This window comes from Microbacterium sp. A20 (assembly GCF_004794515.1).
In the GTDB taxonomy this organism is placed as follows: Bacteria; Actinomycetota; Actinomycetes; order Actinomycetales; family Microbacteriaceae; genus Microbacterium.
The window spans coordinates 1-17,400 of record NZ_SSDF01000026.1 but is presented as its reverse complement, the minus strand read 5'-3'; the positions used below and the strand labels follow the sequence as shown (position 1 = coordinate 17,400).

18 protein-coding genes and 2 tRNA genes are annotated in these 17,400 nt (G+C 68.5%); 4 read left to right on the top strand and 16 right to left on the bottom strand.

The window, feature by feature from the left end; all coding sequences use genetic code 11:
• Positions 1–27: 27 nt before the first annotated feature.
• From DW298_RS00695 to DW298_RS00675, 5 genes are all read right to left on the bottom strand, one after another.
• Positions 28–912: an aminodeoxychorismate lyase gene (locus DW298_RS00695; RefSeq protein ID WP_136040580.1), complete on the bottom strand. Its 885-nt coding sequence runs from the start codon at positions 910–912 to the stop codon at positions 28–30.
• Between the two features lie 179 nt (positions 913–1,091).
• A complete protein-coding gene (locus DW298_RS00690; protein WP_136040579.1) occupies positions 1,092–1,721 on the bottom strand; it encodes a DNA-directed RNA polymerase subunit beta in 630 nt (209 codons plus the stop codon).
• Positions 1,722–1,750: 29 nt separating this feature from the next.
• Positions 1,751–2,578, bottom strand: a complete 828-nt coding sequence (locus DW298_RS00685) for an anti-sigma factor (protein ID WP_136040578.1) — start codon at positions 2,576–2,578, stop codon at positions 1,751–1,753.
• Complete coding sequence (gene sigK, locus DW298_RS00680) at positions 2,575–3,174, bottom strand: ECF RNA polymerase sigma factor SigK (protein WP_029262786.1); 600 nt, start codon at positions 3,172–3,174, stop codon at positions 2,575–2,577. Before sigK ends, DW298_RS00685 begins: the two co-directional genes overlap by 4 nt.
• Before the next feature lie 31 nt (positions 3,175–3,205).
• Positions 3,206–4,918: a cytochrome c biogenesis protein DipZ gene (locus DW298_RS00675; RefSeq protein ID WP_136040577.1), complete on the bottom strand. Its 1,713-nt coding sequence runs from the start codon at positions 4,916–4,918 to the stop codon at positions 3,206–3,208.
• 164 nt (positions 4,919–5,082) lie between these two features.
• On the opposite strand from DW298_RS00675, the gene DW298_RS00670 reads away from it, so the two are divergent.
• Together DW298_RS00670 and DW298_RS00665 are read left to right on the top strand one after the other, a co-directional pair.
• Complete coding sequence (locus DW298_RS00670) at positions 5,083–5,745, top strand: fasciclin domain-containing protein (RefSeq protein ID WP_136040576.1); 663 nt, start codon at positions 5,083–5,085, stop codon at positions 5,743–5,745.
• A 134-nt stretch (positions 5,746–5,879) separates the two neighbouring features.
• Positions 5,880–5,952 (top strand) — tRNA-Lys (locus tag DW298_RS00665).
• A 28-nt stretch (positions 5,953–5,980) separates the two neighbouring features.
• On the opposite strand, the gene DW298_RS00660 is transcribed toward DW298_RS00665, so the two are convergent.
• Positions 5,981–6,445 (bottom strand): hypothetical protein, encoded by a 465-nt coding sequence (locus tag DW298_RS00660; protein ID WP_136040575.1) that lies wholly within the window; start codon positions 6,443–6,445, stop codon positions 5,981–5,983.
• Positions 6,446–6,619: 174 nt separating this feature from the next.
• Here DW298_RS00660 and DW298_RS00655 point away from each other — a divergent pair, with 174 nt between their 5' ends.
• Positions 6,620–7,165: a type 1 glutamine amidotransferase domain-containing protein gene (locus DW298_RS00655; RefSeq protein WP_136040574.1), complete on the top strand. Its 546-nt coding sequence runs from the start codon at positions 6,620–6,622 to the stop codon at positions 7,163–7,165.
• A gap of 8 nt (positions 7,166–7,173) precedes the next feature.
• On the opposite strand, the gene DW298_RS00650 is transcribed toward DW298_RS00655, so the two are convergent.
• Both DW298_RS00650 and DW298_RS00645 read right to left on the bottom strand, forming a co-directional pair.
• Positions 7,174–8,118, bottom strand: a complete 945-nt coding sequence (locus tag DW298_RS00650) for a DUF1254 domain-containing protein (RefSeq protein ID WP_136040573.1) — start codon at positions 8,116–8,118, stop codon at positions 7,174–7,176.
• A 72-nt stretch (positions 8,119–8,190) separates the two neighbouring features.
• A complete protein-coding gene (locus DW298_RS00645; protein WP_136040572.1) occupies positions 8,191–8,706 on the bottom strand; it encodes a CGNR zinc finger domain-containing protein in 516 nt (171 codons plus the stop codon).
• A gap of 25 nt (positions 8,707–8,731) precedes the next feature.
• Between DW298_RS00645 and DW298_RS00640 the strand changes: the two genes are divergently transcribed.
• Complete coding sequence (locus DW298_RS00640; protein WP_136040571.1) at positions 8,732–8,947, top strand: hypothetical protein; 216 nt, start codon at positions 8,732–8,734, stop codon at positions 8,945–8,947.
• A 3-nt stretch (positions 8,948–8,950) separates the two neighbouring features.
• Here DW298_RS00640 and DW298_RS00635 read toward each other — a convergent pair whose 3' ends face one another.
• The 8 genes from DW298_RS00635 to topA form a co-directional block, all read right to left on the bottom strand.
• Positions 8,951–9,583, bottom strand: coding sequence for a M23 family metallopeptidase (locus DW298_RS00635; protein ID WP_136040570.1), 633 nt, complete (start codon positions 9,581–9,583; stop codon positions 8,951–8,953).
• The gene (locus DW298_RS00630; protein ID WP_136040569.1) at positions 9,580–10,113 is read right to left on the bottom strand and encodes a DUF1697 domain-containing protein; all 534 of its coding nucleotides are present in this window, start codon (positions 10,111–10,113) and stop codon (positions 9,580–9,582) included. The genes DW298_RS00635 and DW298_RS00630 overlap by 4 nt, the downstream gene beginning before the upstream one ends.
• Positions 10,110–10,691, bottom strand: coding sequence for an isochorismatase family protein (locus DW298_RS00625; RefSeq protein WP_136040568.1), 582 nt, complete (start codon positions 10,689–10,691; stop codon positions 10,110–10,112). Before DW298_RS00625 ends, DW298_RS00630 begins: the two co-directional genes overlap by 4 nt.
• Before the next feature lie 66 nt (positions 10,692–10,757).
• Positions 10,758–10,830: transfer RNA gene (locus tag DW298_RS00620), tRNA-Thr, on the bottom strand.
• 69 nt (positions 10,831–10,899) lie between these two features.
• Entirely contained in the window at positions 10,900–12,456 is a 1,557-nt protein-coding gene (locus tag DW298_RS00615) for an alpha/beta hydrolase (protein WP_136040567.1), read from the bottom strand.
• Complete coding sequence (locus tag DW298_RS00610) at positions 12,453–13,610, bottom strand: DNA polymerase III subunit delta' (RefSeq protein ID WP_136040566.1); 1,158 nt, start codon at positions 13,608–13,610, stop codon at positions 12,453–12,455. The genes DW298_RS00615 and DW298_RS00610 overlap by 4 nt, the downstream gene beginning before the upstream one ends.
• A gap of 57 nt (positions 13,611–13,667) precedes the next feature.
• Positions 13,668–14,297, bottom strand: coding sequence for a dTMP kinase (gene tmk / locus DW298_RS00605; RefSeq protein WP_136040565.1), 630 nt, complete (start codon positions 14,295–14,297; stop codon positions 13,668–13,670).
• Entirely contained in the window at positions 14,294–17,152 is a 2,859-nt protein-coding gene (gene topA / locus DW298_RS00600) for a type I DNA topoisomerase (RefSeq protein WP_136040564.1), read from the bottom strand. Before topA ends, tmk begins: the two co-directional genes overlap by 4 nt.
• Positions 17,153–17,400 lie beyond the last annotated feature (248 nt).

The following is a 17,400-nucleotide window of genomic DNA, read 5'->3' as shown; positions in this document are numbered from 1 at the left end:
GGGGCGGAGGGGTGGGGGGGACCGGGGTCAGTCGCGCGGGGAGAGGAGGTAGCGGTTCAGGTCGGCGGTGAGGGCGTGGTCGACCGGGAGGGTCTCGCCGTCGACGGCGGTGATGGCCGCGGCGAGGCGGACGCTCGACACGAGCCACGCGGCATCCGCCGTGGCCAGATCCGTCGCCGGGATGCGGTCGTATCCGACCTCGAAGCCCTGGTCGGCGAGATGCTCGTACACGCTGAGCTGCGTCGTGCCGTGCAGGATGCCACCGTTGGGAGCGGGCGTGACGAATCGATCGCCGAAGCGGAGGATCAACGAAGCCGTCGGCGCCTCCAGCACGAAGCCGTCGCTCGACAGGAAGATCGCATCATCCGCGCCGCGCCGTCGGGCCTCCCGCAGTGCAGCCATGTTCACCGCGTACGACAGCGTCTTCGCTCCCAGCAGCAGCCACGGCGCCCGCTCGGCCGCGCCCAGGTCGTACCCGCGGTCGAGGGTGACAACGCGCACGCCGTTCTCGCGCACAGCGGAGAAATCGGATGCCGGCGCCGCCGTCACCCATGCCGTCGGTGTGGGCCCGTGCTCGACGCCCCGGCTGAGGATGAGCTTGATCACCGATTCTCCCGCGCCGAGCTGAGCGGCCGCTCGGTCGATGGCCTGGCGCCATTGCGCGAGGTTCGGCCCCGGCAGGTCGCACAGGCGTGCCGAGTGCGCGAGACGCTCGAGGTGCGGGACGACCTCCTGCGCGTGGCCGTCGACCACACCGATCGACTCGAACACGCCGTCACCGCGCTGCGTGCTCAGCTCCCCCACACTGAGCGCGGGAGCGGCGGCATCCACCTGGGTGAACGTGTCGGCATAGTCGGAGCGCGGCTCTTCGGCGGCCACGGGATCGATCATGAGTGCGAAACGCCCGGTCATGATCCGAGCCTAGAGGGCGGGAATACCCATGGCCGCATCGCGTTACAATTGAACGGCCGGGCCGCATAACCCCGGGCTCCATTTTTCGCCGCTACGAGCGGCCTTCCGCCGAGAGGCGTTTTTGCGGCCCGGTCTTTTCTTGCCCGGTTGCTTTCTGCCCGGCCGAGCAGATGCCGGTCTCAGCTCAGTGCGCCCGTGCGCCACAGCACGGCGGCGGCCGCCAGATCCTGCGCGTAGCTGCTGAGTCGGAGCGCTCGCGCCGTCAGCTCGCTGGCCCGCGCCGGTTCGGTCGGCTCGTAGTCATCGGCGGTGTGGGTCGCCCCCGAGGCCTGCACGCGACAGAACGCGGCGGCCCGGTCGAGAGCGACGGCGAAGTCACCGCGGAACGCCCCGCGCAGAATCGTGTCGATGAGCGCGACGAGCTCGTCCGGGCTCGCCGGCACCGGGGCTCCGGCGATCACGACGTCGGCCGAAGCCAGCTCCACCCGCCCGCGGTCGTACAGCAGCGCCGCTGTGCGGGAGTCGGCGTGGATCGCCAGTTGCAGCACGTACAGGCGCCACAGAGCGCCGGGAAGCGTGCGAGACGGCGCCTTGGACCAGAGCTCCGCGATCTCATCGATGCCGTGCTCGGAGGTGAACGCGACGAGCCGCTCCGCGCTGGCGCCGCTCTCGTCCGCGCGCACGCGGGTCAGCAGAGCGGATGCCGTGGCGTGCGCGACCCGGGTCTCCTCGGCGGGATCGTGCGCGCCGACGATGTTGTCGAAGGAGGAGGTCGGTCGACGCACAGGGCGGTGGTGCTGCTCGGGCATCCCTCCAGGGTACGCGCGATCAGCGGCGTTCAGGCCGTGGGGATGACGATCACCGGGTCGGACGTCGGCTGCCCGGTCGGCGATCCGCCGGCCTGCTCGACCGTGACCGCGATCGCATCGCCCGCCTGCATGTCGCCGTCGAGCAGGGCGGTCGCATCTCCGCCGTCGACATCGAACACGCCTGCCGAGACGGGAGCGTCACCGCGCACGAACCAGAGTTCGTAGGTCTCGCCCTCCCCCGGACTCGGGAGCCCGTCGGCCACGAGCACGGCCTTTCCGACCGAGCCCGACCAGTGCGCCGTCGCCGTCCCGCCGTCATCGAGCTCGACCGTCGCCTGCTCGGCGTCTCCGGCCGCTTCGATCTCCTGCAGGGCGACCACGCTCGCGGGGCGGTTGAGCTGCTGGTTCAGGGCGACCGCGCCGACGCCGACACCGACGAGGACCGCGAGGCATGCAGCCAACGCGAAGACCGCGCGACCCCAACGGTGCGGCTTCCGCGTCGGAACCTCGGCGGCGGTCTCTTCCGCTGCACGACTCTCGGCCGCGGGTGCGGCCGCGGGTGCGGCCGCGGACGCGGGTTCCGGTGCAGGAGCGGCCGCACGCGGCTCGTCTGCGTACGGTGCGCTCCCCTGCGGCGTCGTGGCGATCTGGGCGAGCAGAGCCGATCGGATGCTCGCGGGTGGATCGACCGTCGCGGCCGTCTCGGCGAGCAGACCGGCCGCAGCGGCATCCGCCTCGACGATGGTCTGCCACTCGGGGTGTGCCGCGAGCGCATCACGGAAACGGCGCTCGTCTTCTGCCGAAAGCGCGTGCAGGGCGGCACCTGCCGCGAGCTCTGCGAATTCGTTCTCGTTCATGCCGTCACCCCCATCGCCGTGCGCAGACGGGTCAGCCCGTCTCGCATCCGTGTCTTTATCGTCCCCAGCGGCGCGCCCACCAGGGCCGCGATCTCGTTCTGACTGTAACCGCCGTAGTAGGCGAGGACGAGTGCCTCGCGCTGCACCTCAGGAAGCCCCGAGAGAGCGTCGACGACCTTCTCGCCTTCGATCCCCAACTCCACCTGCTCTGCCACGCTGTCGTGTGCCACTCCGATGTCCTTGAACCCGGCCCGCACATCGCGGTCGGCGCTCGACTGCGATGCCCGCACCCGGTCGACGGCCCGACGATGTGCGATCGTCATGACCCACGTTCGTCCTTGACCTCTGTTCGGAGCGAAGCGGGAAGCGGATTGCCAGATCTCCAGGAAGACCTCCTGCAGGACCTCCTCGCTCTGAGCCCGGTTCACCAGCACGCGGAGGATCAGCCCGAAGGCACGGGAGGAGAGGGCGTCGTAGAGCGCCGCGAACGCAGCCTGATCACCGTCGGCGACGCGCACGAGGAGGTCGCCGACGGCATCCTGCGTCGCACCGTCCTCCGGGACGTCCATTCCGTCGATGACCATCTCCACAAGCATGCCGCATCTCCTCTCCTTACCCGCGCAGACGTCACCCGAATGTGAAGGAATAGACCTGGATCCCCGGCGGCACGTCGAGCGTGAGGGTGCCTTCGTCGATGTCGTCCTGCTTCAGCAGCTCGTAGGAGCGTGGAGTCCCGTCGACCGCGATGGTCTCCGTCGAGCCGTCGTCGCGGCGGAGCTCGATGTCTCCCGTCCCGGCGACCACGACCCGCACCTCGGCGGCGTGATACTCGAGGCTGATCCGGCCGTCGTCGCCCTCGGGCGTCGCGAACTGCGTCTCGATCGTCCAGTCGCCGTCGAGCGCGAAGCTGTCGGCCGGCTGATCCTTCGGGATCGTGTACGCATTTGTCCCGGCGCGGTAGTCGCCGTCGCCGCCGTAGTTCACGTCTTTCGACGAGCCGAGGAAGGTCTCCCTCGTCGTCGACCCCACATCCGGCGTGTCATCCTCGACGTCCGTCGCGGCGGGCAGGTCCACGGAGGGATCCGCGTCCTTCAGCAGCTCCCGGATCATCGACTCGGTCGCGGCGTAGTTGCCCTCGCCGAACGAGATGTGACGCACGGTTCCCTCCGCATCGATCAGGTAGTGGGCGGGCCAGTAGCGGTTGCGGTAGTTCGTCCATGTCGACAGGTTGTTGTCGAGGGCGACGGGGTACTCGATGCCGAAGTCGCGGGCACCGGCTGCCACGTTGCCCGGATCCTTCTCGAAGGCGTACTCCGGAGAGTGGATGCCGATCACCTGGAGACCCGCATCGCGGTATGTCTCATCCCAGGCCACGACGTGCGGGAGGGAGCGCTGGCAGTTGATGCACGAGTACGCCCAGAAGTCGATCAGCACCACCTGACCGCGCAGATCCTTCAGGTCGAGAGCTTCGCCGTTCGGCGTGTTCTGCCACTCCTGGATGCCCTTGATCGACGGGGCCGTGCCGCACGATTCCAGCTCTTCCGCGCCGTTGGTGCACTTGTCGAGGTCTTTGTTCTCGTCGTTGACGAGTCCGCCGAGATCGAGGGCGTCCTTCACCTGGTCGGAGTCGGCGATCTGCTCCTGCAGGGGCGCGGTGTAGTCCGGGAGCAGACGCTGCAGGGCCTGGGGCACGTTGAACACGAGGCCGACGGCCAGCGCGATCATCGCGACACCCGCGGCGATGCGCAGTCCGCGCTCCTTCGAGCGGAACGAGCGGATGCGCTCGACGACGCTGCGACCGGCGAGCGCGAAGATCAGCAGCGGCACAGCCACCCCGATCGAGAACGACACGGTGAGGAGCACGGTGCCGATGCCGATCTGTCCGGTGGAGCCCGCGACGATGATGGCGGCGAGCACGGGGCCGGCGCACGGCACGAACACGGCACCGAGCGCGAGGCCGACGCCGAAGCCACTCCCCCGGTTCTTCACCTCGCGCTGGCCGAACCGCTGAAACGGCCGCTCGAGGATGTGCTGGAACCTCGGCACGATGAGCCCGACGCCGATGATGATCAGCACCGCGATGCCGACCCAGCGGATGATGTCCTGCGGCAGGTTCAGCAGACCGAGCAGCAGGGAGCCGCCGAGCGTGACGAGCGTGAAGCTCAGCACCAGTCCGGCGATCACGAAGTAGGGGCGGCTCCGCTTGGCGGGCACCACCTCGTCTTCATAGCGCGCCGACTGCGCGCCCCCGGTGAGGAAGATCACGGGCAGCACGGGCAGGATGCACGGCGAGATGCCGGTGATGAGCCCGCCGAGCAGGCCGATGATGATCAGGTCCATGAGGTCCCCACTTCTGTCGGGAGCTGTTCGCTCCGGGGACGACAACGGATTGGATTCCGTCGATCTGAGAGATTTCTGAGATTTCTCCCATCCGATCTCGAAGGTGCTCCGAACAGCCCTCGACGCCACGGAGAGGCCGTGGCTCAGTTCTGAAGGAGCTCGACATGTTCAGCACCAAGAAGAAGGTCACCGCAGCCATCACCCTCGGCCTGGCGAGCGCGTTCCTGCTCTCCGCCTGTTCGATGGGCAGCGGCAGCACCACGGAGGAGTCCACCGAGCCCAAGACTCCGGAGACGTCGGAGTCGACGCCGATGGAGGAGATGGACCCGGCCGCGAACCTGGTCGGACCCGGTTGCGCCGCCTACGCGGAAGCCGTTCCGGAGGGCGCAGGCTCGATCCAGGGCATGTCCCAGGACCCGGTCGCCGTCGCCGCATCCAACAACCCGATGCTGACCACCCTGGTCGCCGCAGTGAGCGGACAGCTCAACCCCGATGTGAACCTCGTCGACACGCTCAACGGAGACGAGTTCACCGTGTTCGCACCGGTGGATGACGCTTTCGCGAAGATCGACCCCGCCACGATCGAGGCACTTAAGACCGACAGCGAGACGCTGAGCTCGATCCTGACCTACCACGTGGTCCCCGGCCAGATCGAGCCGGCCGACATCGAGGGCATGCACACGACGGTCCAGGGTGCCGACCTCGAGGTCACCGGCAGCGGCGACGAGTGGATGGTCAACGACGCCAAGGTCGTCTGCGGTGGAGTCCAGACCGCGAACGCGACCGTGTACCTGATCGACACGGTCCTGATGCCCCCGGCTTCCTAAGCACGGGATGGCCGGGAGGAGGACCCGGCCGACGACCTTCCCGGGGTAGGGGGAGCCACCCGGGAAGGAAAAGGGGCCGTCGGCGACGTTCTGTCGCCGACGGCCCCTCGTCGTGCGCACTAGACTTTGGGGAGGGGCCTCTAGCTCAGTTGGCAGAGCATCGGACTTTTAATCCGCGGGTCGTGGGTTCGAGCCCCACGGGGCCCACCGTGAAGGCCGCACCTCGGCATCCCTCTCAGGATTCGCCGTCGTGTGTGCCCGCCAGCAGTTCCTCGCGGATGTCGGCCACCCCACTGGGCAGGGACTCGCCTTCGAGTTCGAATGTCGGGGCTTTCGGGGTGCCGCCGATCGCGCACACCGCGACGGTGTCCTGGTCGTCCAGCGTCTTGGGGATGACCACGAACCAGAGGGACTTCTCCCCGAGCCATTCGGTGGTCGCCATGTCGGCGAAGTAGGTCGCGTCCGGCGCGAGGCTGCGCGTCCGCTCGGTGCAGAGTTTCACGAGCTGGGACCCGGTGAACTCCGAGGCGGCCTCCGTCGGGTCCGGCGTGGGGGTGGCGGTCTGCGACGGCGTGGGAGTCGGCGACTCCGTGCCGGATGTCTCCGATGCCGACGGCGACGGGCTCGGCGCCGGCTCGGGGACGCAGGCCGCGAGCAGAACGAGCATCGGCAGAAGGACGAGAGCAGGACGAACGCGCATGTCTGGATGCTACTGCCGGAGCAGCGGAATGCGACGGGAGCGCTCCGGAGACGAGGGCTTCTCCTGTATCACCGGCTCTACGTCGCGGCCACCCCCTTCACACTTCGAAGCGTTCGGGAGAGGGTCGACTCATCCGCGATCCGCGGACGACTCTCCACGAAAGGACGACGAACCATGGCTCTCACCGGCAACCGAGTGGCATTTCTGGCGACGGACGGATTCGAGGACAGCGAGCTCACCAGCCCGTGGGACGCGGTGACGGCCGAGGGAGCCAGCGCGACGCTGATCGCTCCCGACGGCGCGGCGATCACCGGGAAGAACGGTCATGAGCAGGCCGTCGATCTGCACGCATCAGACGCATCGGCCGACCAGTTCGATGCGCTCGTACTGCCCGGCGGCGTCGTGAACGCCGACCACCTGCGCCTCGACAAGCCGTCGATCGCCCTGGCGCGGGCCTTCTTCGAGCAGCACAAGCCGGTGGGCGTGATCTGCCACGGGGCCTGGATCCTCATCGAGGCAGGGGTCGTGGACGGGCGGACGCTCACCAGCTACCCGAGCCTGACGACGGATCTCCGCAACGCCGGGGCGACCTGGGTGGACGAAGAGGTCGTGGTCGACGAGGGCCTCGTCTCCAGCCGCACGCCTGACGACCTGCCCGCCTTCAACGCGAAGCTCGTCGAGGAGATCGGCGAGGGGAAGCACTCCGGGCAGACCGCCTGACGGGGCTCTCAGTCAGCCGGCTCCACGGTGGGCGGAGTCCAACCCGACAGCTCGTCGAGCCGCGGCCGGTACAGACGGATCAGCAGATTCCACCCCTCCGGCGTAGGGACCTGGTTGGGACGGTCGTCGTCGAAGTCTCCGAGCCAGACGGTCAGACCCCCATCCGGGTCCTTCACTCCGAACACGTCGTTGACGTTGGTGGCACCCGAAGGTCCGGGCTCGAAATAGCCGTCGCCGTTGTAGACGCTGACGGAGTAGAACGCGTCCGCCGGCACGTCGCGAAGGGTGATCCGGTACCGCCCCGGCGGGAGGTCCGGAAACACGGATACGTACTGAGCCTCGTCGTCGGGCAGACCGCCCCAGCCGGACGCCGTTCCCAGGAGGTGGTGCACGGGGTCGACCTGATCGACGCTCCCGAAGCTCTTCGAGTACCCGGGAAGACCCCGCGCCAGCGCCAGCAGGAGATCCCGCGTCGTCTTGTGCGTGTTCGCGTCGAAGCCCGACGACGTGAAAGGCCTCGCCGACGCGGCTTCGAGGTGCATCCCATCCTGGATGGCGTGGACCTCGGCGATGTCATCGAGATCGGACGGATCGAACAGGGTTCGCGCGGCGACGACCACGAAGTCGGAGCCGAACTCCTCCGTCGTCAGGTCGTAGGTTCCCGACTCGTGCAGCACTCGATTGATGTAGTGGTCCTGGTTGATGACCATGACCGAGACGTACCGGTCGCCGACCGGCGGAAGCCTGAACCGCGCCCCCCGGGAGATGTCGACGATCGCGAACGAGTACAGGGTGTCGCGGTTCTGCCGGATCACGGGCTGGTTCTCGAGCGGGGCGAGCTGCCGATCGTGATAGATCTCGTTCACCGCTCCGGATAGCTGCAGCATGCGGCTGATCATCGCGTCGGTCTCCGCGCGGGCGAAGTTGTCCACATTCACGATCACGTCGGTCACATCGTCTCCTCGTCTTTCCGGCAATCCTGGCAGAGGACGCGGCCGCGAGGTGTGGCCGAAAGTCTCGATCCCTCAGACGCGGGCCCGATGGCGCCGGACGGCGGCGCGGTTCGCGCAGCGCACGGAGCAGAAGCGCTGACGACCGTTGCGGGTCACGTCGGCGACGACGTTCGTGCACGGCTCCGCCTGGCACCTCCCGAGCCTGCTCATCCCCCGCGTGACGAGGTGGAGCGATGTGCCGAGGCTGATGATCGCCCGCAGCACGTACGGCAGCGACGGCACGTCGTCACGGTAGTGCAGGTGCCAGCCTTCGCCGTCGTGGTTCGTGAGCCGCGGATAAGCGGCCGCGGCCGCGAGCTGGCCGTTGAGCAGCAGAGCGCGGGCGTCGGGGTCGGGCTCATCGACGATTGCGAGCCAGTCGTCGATGACCACCCTGACCTGCTCGTGGTCGTCGTCGGCCGGCGGGAAGGTCTGGGTCATGCCCAGTTCGAGGGTGCGCTCCTCGATCCCGGCACGATCGGCCGGCCAGTCGTTGGCCAGCGAAGCAGCCAGCAGCACCGCGTATTCGCCGTAAGGGTTGAGATGCATAAGACCATTACATCACGCTGGATGCATGACCCCGCAGAACACGCTTCCGATCCCCCGCATCCGACCCTCGGCAGAGACGCACGAGCATTCCTGGGTCGTCGAGTCCCGGCATCCGACGAGTGAGGGCGTCGTCCTCTACGTGCGGTGTGGGGACTGCGGCATACGCCGCGTCGACCTGCAGTCACACCCGCACACACCGCCGGCCGCGCTGAGTACGGAGGCGGGCGCGGTCCGAGGCTGAGACTCAGGCTTCGACGATCTCGCCGTTCCGCGGAACCCACCGGCCACCGCCGAGCCGAGCGAACAGGATCGGAATGCCACGGGCTTCGCGCCCGAGCGAGTCGGACACCTGAACGTGCACGTGCGGTTCGGTGCTGTTGCCCGAGTTCCCGCACTCGCCCAGCTGCTCGCCGATCGCCACGTTCTGCCCCTGCCTCACGCGGATGCTCCCCCTGCGCAGATGGGCGAGAAGCACGAGTCCGCCGCCCACGCGGACGACCACGTGATTGCCGGCGATCGCCGGAGCACCCCCGCGGATGCGCGACGACTGAGTGAGCGCGTACCCGATCAGCGACAGCGGGGAGCGACGCGCGACGTGGTCGATCTCGCCGTCGTGGAGGGCCACGACCTCGCCCTCCACCGGGCTGAGAATCGGGCGGCCGAACCCCGCGAATGACTCCGGAGCCTCCGTGCCGATCAGACTCGCGAGTGTGCGGGGCGCGCTGCGCCCGTCCGGATCGACAGGCACGAAGTCGATCGCGTGCGATGTGCCGAACAATTCCGTGCCGTGGCTCGGAACGCGGGATGCGGGACTGTTCTGAACCAGCCACCGCCCCGTGAACGGCAGGGCCAGCTCGACGGCATCCGGTGCAATCACGCCGTCAGCTCGATGAGTTTCCGTGTCGTGCGGAGGTTTCGCGCCGTCCCGGCGACGCCCAGTGCCCGATCGAGCACGGCCTTGGTGAGTTTGGTGGAGTGCACACCGCCGCTTCCGTAGTCGATCCACAGGTCGTCCCCGATCAGTGCGAGACGCTCCTCGGGCCGGAGCCGCTCCTCCAACGCCTCGACCGCTCCGTCGGACGGCGGCCCCTCGAGGAACATCGCGTGCACGAACTTCACGTCACCCTCGGGGAACGGCTGGGCGGACTCCGACGCGACCAACTGCGCGTGCGTGCGATGGATGACCGGGGTGTCGACCCCGAACTCCTCCTGGATCGCGGCGCGCACGGCCGCGCATGCGGCATCCGGGTTCTTCGGGGTCGCGCAGATGATGTTGCCGCTCGCGATGTAGGTCGACACGTCGGCGAGTTCGGTCTCGGTCGCCAGAACCTCCCGCAACCGCACCATCGGAACGCTGTTGCGCCCACTGACGTTCACGGCTCGGAGCAGCAGGACGCTGCGGCTCACGCGTCGGCGCTCTCGACCAGTTCTGCTCCCGCGTGCACGAGTTCGGCGAGGGCCGCTTCGCTCGGTTCCGGAGCAACCCCGGCGATGAGGTCGGTCAGAATCCGCACATGGACGCCGTGTGCGATCGCATCCAGTGCAGACGCGCGCACGCAATGGTCGGTGGCGATGCCGACCACATCGGCGCTGAGCACTCCCGCGGCAGTCAGCAGGGCACCGACGGTCTCCCCCGTCTCCGTCTGTCCCTCGAACATCGAATACGCGGGCTTGCCCTGCCCCTTGCGGACGTGGTGCGTCACGGCATCCGTCCCCAGGAGCGGGTCGTACTCCGCGCCTTCGGTGCCCGCGACGCAGTGCACCGGCCACGAGTCGACGAAGTCAGGCGTCTCCGCGAAGTGCCCGCCGTTGTCGCCCTCCGCGTCATGCCAGTCCCGCGAGGCGATGATCACTGCGTAGTCGGAGGAATGCGCGGCGAGGAAGCCCGTGACAGCGGCCGCGACCGCATCACCGCCCGCGACCGCGAGGGCCCCGCCTTCGGTGAAATCGTTCTGGACATCGACGATGAGAAGCGCTCTGCTCATGCTTCGAGGGTACGCCGGAGGAACGGGAAAGGCCCCGTGATGTTCTTCGCATCACGGGGCCTTCGGAGCCGCTTGTCAGAATCGAACTGACGACCTTTTCATTACGAGTGAAATGCTCTGCCGACTGAGCTAAAGCGGCGTGCGACGCGTGAGCGGCGCGATCACCGATATTACCCTGTCTCGTGCTCGCTCGCGAATCGAGCCCGCTTCACTCGCAGCGCAGGCCGTCTTCGGGCACCACATCGTCGAGCAGGAACGCCTCGACGGCGTCGTCCACGCACACGTTGCCCTTGTTGTAGCCGGTATGTCCCTCGCCGACGCGAGTGATGAGGACGCCTTCTTCGAGTTGGTCGGCCAGCGACTCGGACCACTCGTACGGCGTTGCAGGATCGTTCGTCGTGCCGATCACGAGGATGGGTCCTGCGCCCTCAGCCGTGATCTCCCCGCGCGTGCCGGTCGGCGGGTAAGGCCAGACCTCGCAGGAGTCGGGTCCGGTCCAGTACGGGGCGATCGTCGGAGCACCCTCGGCGATCTTGGCCTCGGTCGCGGCTTCGGCGGCCGGGTCGTCTTCGACCGGGTAGTCCATGCAGTTGTATGCCCGGAAGGCCTCGGTGGAATTGTCGGCGTAGACCCCGTCGTCGCCGCGCTTGTTGTAAAAGTCGGCGAGCAGGAATGCGGTGGTCGGGTCGCCCTGAAGCGCCTCGTCGAGGGCCTGGGTGAGGATCTCCCAACTCTCCTGGGCGTACAGTGCGGCGATGATGGCCGTCAGCAGGGAGTCCGCTCCCATCATGCGTCCGTCGCCGTTCTCGAGCGGCGTGCGATCGACGCTCGCCAGCAGCGCCCCGAGATCGGCCATCGCCTCATCGACGGTGCCGTTGAACGGACAGCTTCCCGAGTCGAGGCAGTTCTGCATGTAGGCGCGCAGCGCCGACTCGAACCCCAGCGCCTGAGTGGCGCCCACCTCGAGCCCCGGAACCGCGGGGTCGATAGCACCGTCGAGCACCAGGCGCCCGGCCTTCGCGGGGTACAGCTTGGCGTAGGTCGCGCCGAGGAACGTGCCGTAGGAGTACCCGAGGTAGTTCAGCTGCTTGTCGCCCAGCACGGCGCGGATCAGGTCCATGTCGCGGGCGGAGTTGACCGTGGTGATGTGCGGCAGGATGCCTTCACTGTTCGCCTCGCACGCCTCGGCGAACGACTTGTGCGCATCGAGCAGCTCGGCCTCCCACTCGGCGGTGCCGCGGGCTGCGGAGGGGATGCCGTAGAGGTAGTCGTCCATCTCGGACGCGTCGTAGCAGGTCACCGCGGTCGAGCCGCCGACTCCGCGCGGGTCGAAGCCGATCACGTCGTAGTTCTCGATGAGATCGGGCCCGACGGCGAAGTCGAGGCTGCTCTGGACGAGCTCCACACCGCTCGAGCCGGGGCCGCCCGGGTTCGTCAACAGGGAGCCGACGGGGGTCCCCTGCGCTCGGTGCCGGATCACCGACAGGCTGATGTCACCGGCTCCCGGGTTCTCCCAGTCGAGCGGCGCCGTCACGTCGGTGCAGTCGAAGCCGGGACCGCAGTCCGTCCACTCGAGCTCCTGCGAGTAGAAGGGCAGCAGGTCTTCGGCGACACCCTCGGTGTCGGGGACGATGGTGGTCGCCGGCCGCGAGGACTGCTCGGGGATCATCGCGTAGAGGCAGCCCGAGAGGGCGACGGATGCCGCGGCGATGCCGGCGATGACCGCGGCGGCGCGACGGAAGCGGGAAGTCGATCGGTGATTCACGGTTTCCTCCCGCTCGTGATCGTCACGAGCAAGCTCTCCAGCGCGAGCAGCGGAGCGACGTTGCGCTCCAGCGACTGCCGCGTCTCGGCAAGGTGGTCAAGTACGACAAGGGTACGGGCCTCGGGCCAGGCCGATGCCAGGCGCTCCAGCTCGGAGCGCAGCTCGCTGTTGATGAGGTCGTCTCCGCGGCCGAACTGGAGCATGATGACGTCGCGGAACAGCGACTGCATGTCGGTCAGCACGCGGTCGATCCCGTCACGCAGACTGCGCGTGGCACGCTTCTTCTGATCGTCTTCGAGGGCCGAGAGCTGCGTGCGCAGCGCCGGAGGTACGGCCTGCCCCTCGGCGATGCCGATCGTGCGCAAGAGCGAAGCCCGTTCCTGCGCGTCGCGCTCCGCGGTCAGTGCTTTCGCGTCGTCGGTCGCGGCCTGGATGATCCGCCCCGCCACGTCGACCGCATCGCCGACACCGCGGACGCCGATGACCGCGCGAAGGGTCTCGTCGCGCCGACGCCGCGCCGCATCATCGGTGGCGAGTCGCTGCGCCATGCCGATGTGGCGCTGCGCGTGCCGAGCGGCCTGCTCGGCGACGGCTTCGTCGACCCCCGTGCGCAGGCTGATGAGCCGGGCGACATCGGCGACATCCGGCTCACGCAGTCGCAGGGAGCGCACCCGCGAGCGGATCGTCGGCAGCAGATCGGCCTCGCTGGGCGCGCACAGGATCCACACCGTCTGCTCGGGCGGCTCCTCGAGGGCTTTCAGCAGCACGTTGGAGGTGCGTTCGACCATGCGATCGGCGTCTTCGACCACGATGACGCGGTATCGACCGGCGGAGGGTGCGAAGTAGGAGCGCTCGACGAGAGCGCGGGCCTCGGCGATCGTGATGATGACCTTGTCGGTGCGGAGCGCCGTGACATCCGGATGGGTGCCCGCGAAGACCTGGCGCATCACCGCCTCATCGTCGGGGTGGTCGGCGATCAGCGCCGCCGCGAACGCGTACGCGAGAGTCGAACGGCCGGATCCGGGCGGACCCGTGATCAACCAGGCGTGCGAGAGCGCAGCCGGATCGGATGCGGCCGCACGGAGCGTGTCGACGGCGGCATCCTGCCCCCACACATCCGCCCACGGGAAAGGAGCAGGAACGGTGGGAGGCATGCACTCAGCCTAATCGGGACCACCGACGCCGAACGGCACGGGTGTCGTTCGACCGGGTCAGCCCAGAAGAGCGGCGACCCGAGCGCGGATCTGCTCCGCGATCATCGACGGCGCTGCGGCGGCGTCGAGCACGAGGAACCTGCCGGGCTCGGCCGCCGCGAGGGCGAGGTACGCATCGCGCACGCGGCCGTGGAACTCCGCCTGTTCTGCTTCCAGTCGGTCGAACGGCTTGTCGGCGGAGTCGAGGCGGGTACGAGCCACCGCGGGGTCGAGGTCGAGCAGCACGGTCAGGTCGGGCAGCGCACCTTCGGCCGCCCACAGGGACAGGTCGCGGATCTCCGCCGCATCGAGCACGCGGCCGGCGCCCTGGTAGGCCACGGACGAGTCGAGGTAGCGGTCCTGCAGCACCACGTCGCCGCGGTCGAGTGCGGGCCGCACGACCGTCGAGACATGATGAGCGCGGTCGGCCGCATACAGCAGCGCCTCGGCGCGCGGCGCGATGTCACCGCGATGATGCAGCACGATGTCGCGGATGAGCTGCCCGACTTCGGATCCGCCGGGTTCCCGCGTGCGCACGACCGTTCGGCCCGTGCTTTCGAGCCACTCCGCGAGAAGGTCCGACTGCGTGGTCTTGCCCGTGCCGTCGCCGCCTTCGAGCGTGATCCACACCCCGTGGCCCGGGGTCACGAGCCCGCCTTCTCCGCAGCCTTCGCGGCGGCGTTGGCTGCACGCGTGGCCGCGGCCTTCTTCGCCGCCGCCGAGCGTGCGGCCGACGTCGCCGCCGTGGTCTTCTTCGCCGCAGTCTTCTTCGCGGGAGTCTTCTTCGCCGCGGTCTTGGCTGCGGGCTTCTTGGCGGGCGCCTTCTTGGCCGGCGCCTTCTTGGCTGCGCCGCGCTTCGGGGCCGGCCCCTTCGCACGCTTGTCGGCGAGCATCTGCACCGCGATCTCGAAGGTGATGTCGTCGACGGTCTGGCCGCGCGGGATCGTGACGTTCGTCTCGCCATCGGTCACGTAGGCGCCGAAGCGGCCGTCGCGGATGCGGATCGGCTTGCCGCTGACGGGGTCCGCCTCGAACTCGGCGAGTGCGCTGGACGCACGGCGTCCGGCGCCGTACTTCGGCTGGGAGTAGATCTCGAGCGCCTGTTCGAGCGTGACGTCGAAGATCTGCGACTCGCTCTCGAGCGACCGCGAGTCGGTGCCCTTCTTCAGGTAGGGACCGAAGCGGCCGTTCTGCGCCGTGATCTCGTCACCGGATTCGGGGTCGACGCCCACCACTCGCGGCAGACTCAGCAGCTTCAGGGCCGTGTCGAGGTCGATTTCGTCGACGGACATCGAGCGGAAGAGCGATGCGGTGCGCGGCTTCGGAGCCGCCTCCTTCTTCGCGCCGCGCTTCGGCTTCGGGGCCTCGACGACCTCGCCGGTCGCCTCGTCGACCGCGGCGTCCTCGGACACCGGGTCGTTCTCCTGCACGTACGGACCGAACCGGCCGTCCTTGACGACGACGATCTTGCCGTTCTCCGGGTTCTCGCCCAGCACGCGGTCGCCCGCGACGGGGGCGTCGATGAGCTCCTGTGCCTTCTCGGCGGTCAGCTCGTCGGGCGCGAGGTCTTCCGGCACGTTGACGATGCGCGGTTTGGCGTCGGGGTTCTCCGGGTCGGCGACCTCGAGGTACGGGCCGTACTTGCCGAAGCGCAGCGTGGCCGTGTCGGTGATGCGGGTGGAGTTGAGGGCCCGCGCGTCGATCTCGCCGAGGTTGTCGACGACCTGACGAAGCCCCGTGTGCGAGTCGGAGCCGAAGTAGAACGACTTAAGCCACTCCACCCGGTTCTGCTCGCCGCGGGCGATCGTGTCGAGGTCGTCCTCGAGCGCGGCGGTGAAGTCGTAGTCGACCAGCTCGGCGAAGTGCTCCTCGAGCAGCCGGACCACGCTGAACGCGAGCCAGGTCGGCACGAGCGCCTGTCCGCGCTTGACCGCGTAGCCGCGATCGAGGATGGTCTCGGGGATCGAGGCGAACGTCGAGGGACGGCCGATGCCCTTCTCCTCGAGCACCTTCACGAGCGACGCCTCGGTGTAGCGCGGCTTCGGCGTGGTGCGATGCCCCTTCGCCTCGGCATCCGACACCGCGAGCTGATCGCCGACGGCCACGGCGGGCAGCGACTGGTTCTCGGCGGCATCCGCATCGCCGCGCTTCTCGTCGCGCCCCTCTTCGTAGGCCTCCAGGAAGCCCTTGAAGGTGTACACGGTTCCGGACGCCGTGAACTCGGCCTTCTTCCCGGCGGCATCGACGGCGATGGTGACCGTGGTGGTCTCATACTTCGCGTCGGACATCTGGCTCGCGACCGTGCGCTTCCAGATGAGGTCGTAGAGGCGCTGCTCGTCACGATCCAGTTCCGACGACAGGGAGGCCGGCGTGCGGAAGTTGTCACCGGAGGGGCGGATCGCCTCGTGCGCCTCCTGCGCGTTCTTGCTCTTGGACTTGTAGACGCGCGGCTTCAGCGGCACCGCGGCGTCGCCGTACAGCGCGACCGCCTGGCTCCGTGCCGCCTGCACCGCCTGGGTGCTCAGCGACGTGGAGTCGGTACGCATATAAGTGATGTAACCCTTTTCGTACAGCCGCTGGGCCACACCCATCGCCTGCTTGGCTCCCATCGAGAGCTTGCGCCCCGCCTCCTGCTGCATCGTGGAGGTCGTGAACGGCGCGTATGGGCTGCGCGTTCCCGGCTTGGCCTCGACCTTGGTGACGCTTCCGGTGCCGACGGCGTCGACCGCCTCGGCGAGCGCTGCGGCGGTGGCCTCGTCGAGGATGACGACGGCCTTCTTGAGCTTTCCGTCATCATCGAAGTCGGTGCCGCGGGCGAGCTGGCCGCCGTCGACGCGCACGAGACGGATCTTGAAGGATGTGCCGGTCGCGGCCGCCTGGGCATCGACGTCCCAGTATTCGGCAGAGGTGAACGCCATGCGCTCGCGCTCCCGGTCGACGATCAGGCGGGTGGCGGCGGACTGCACGCGTCCGGCCGAGATGCCCGTCTTGACCTTGTACCAGAGCACAGGCGAGACGTCCCAGCCGTACAGACGATCGAGGATGCGGCGGGTCTCCTGCGCGTCGACGAGGTCGTGATCGAGTTCGCGGGTGTTGCCGACCGCGGCCTGGATCGCGTCCTTGGTGATCTCGTGGAACACCATGCGCTTTACGGGGACCTTGGGCTTGAGCGTCTCGAGCAGGTGCCAGGCGATGGCCTCGCCCTCGCGGTCCTCATCAGTGGCGAGCAGGAGCTCGTCGGCGCTCTTCAGGGCGCGCTTGAGTTCGGCGACCGTCTTGGTCTTGCGATCGGAGACGACGTAGTACGGGTCGAACCCGTTGTCGATGTCGATGGAGTACTTCCCGTACGCCTGCTTGTCGGCGGCCGGGATGTCCTTCTTGTCAGCGAGGTCGCGGATATGGCCGACGGAGCTGAGTACCTCATAGCCGTCGCCGAGGTATCCCTGAATAGACCGCATCTTCGTCGGGGACTCGACGATGACGAGCTTCTTGCCTTCAGCCAAGGGTGCGTCCTTTCTTCGAAGCACACCATACACACCACTGTGTGGGGTCGTTCACAGTGAGTGAGGTCGCACGGCCGTCACTGTCCCTCGGGTGGCCCGGCACGGGCTCGGGAGACGGCTGCGAGTCCAGCGTACGCCGCCTGCACCTCCACGGTCGCCACGAAGCCCTCGAGCGAGCAGCCGGTGAGCGCCGCGCCCGCCGCCTCCGCAACCCGCCCGGCGAGCGCGCAGGGCTCCGCTGCGTTCGG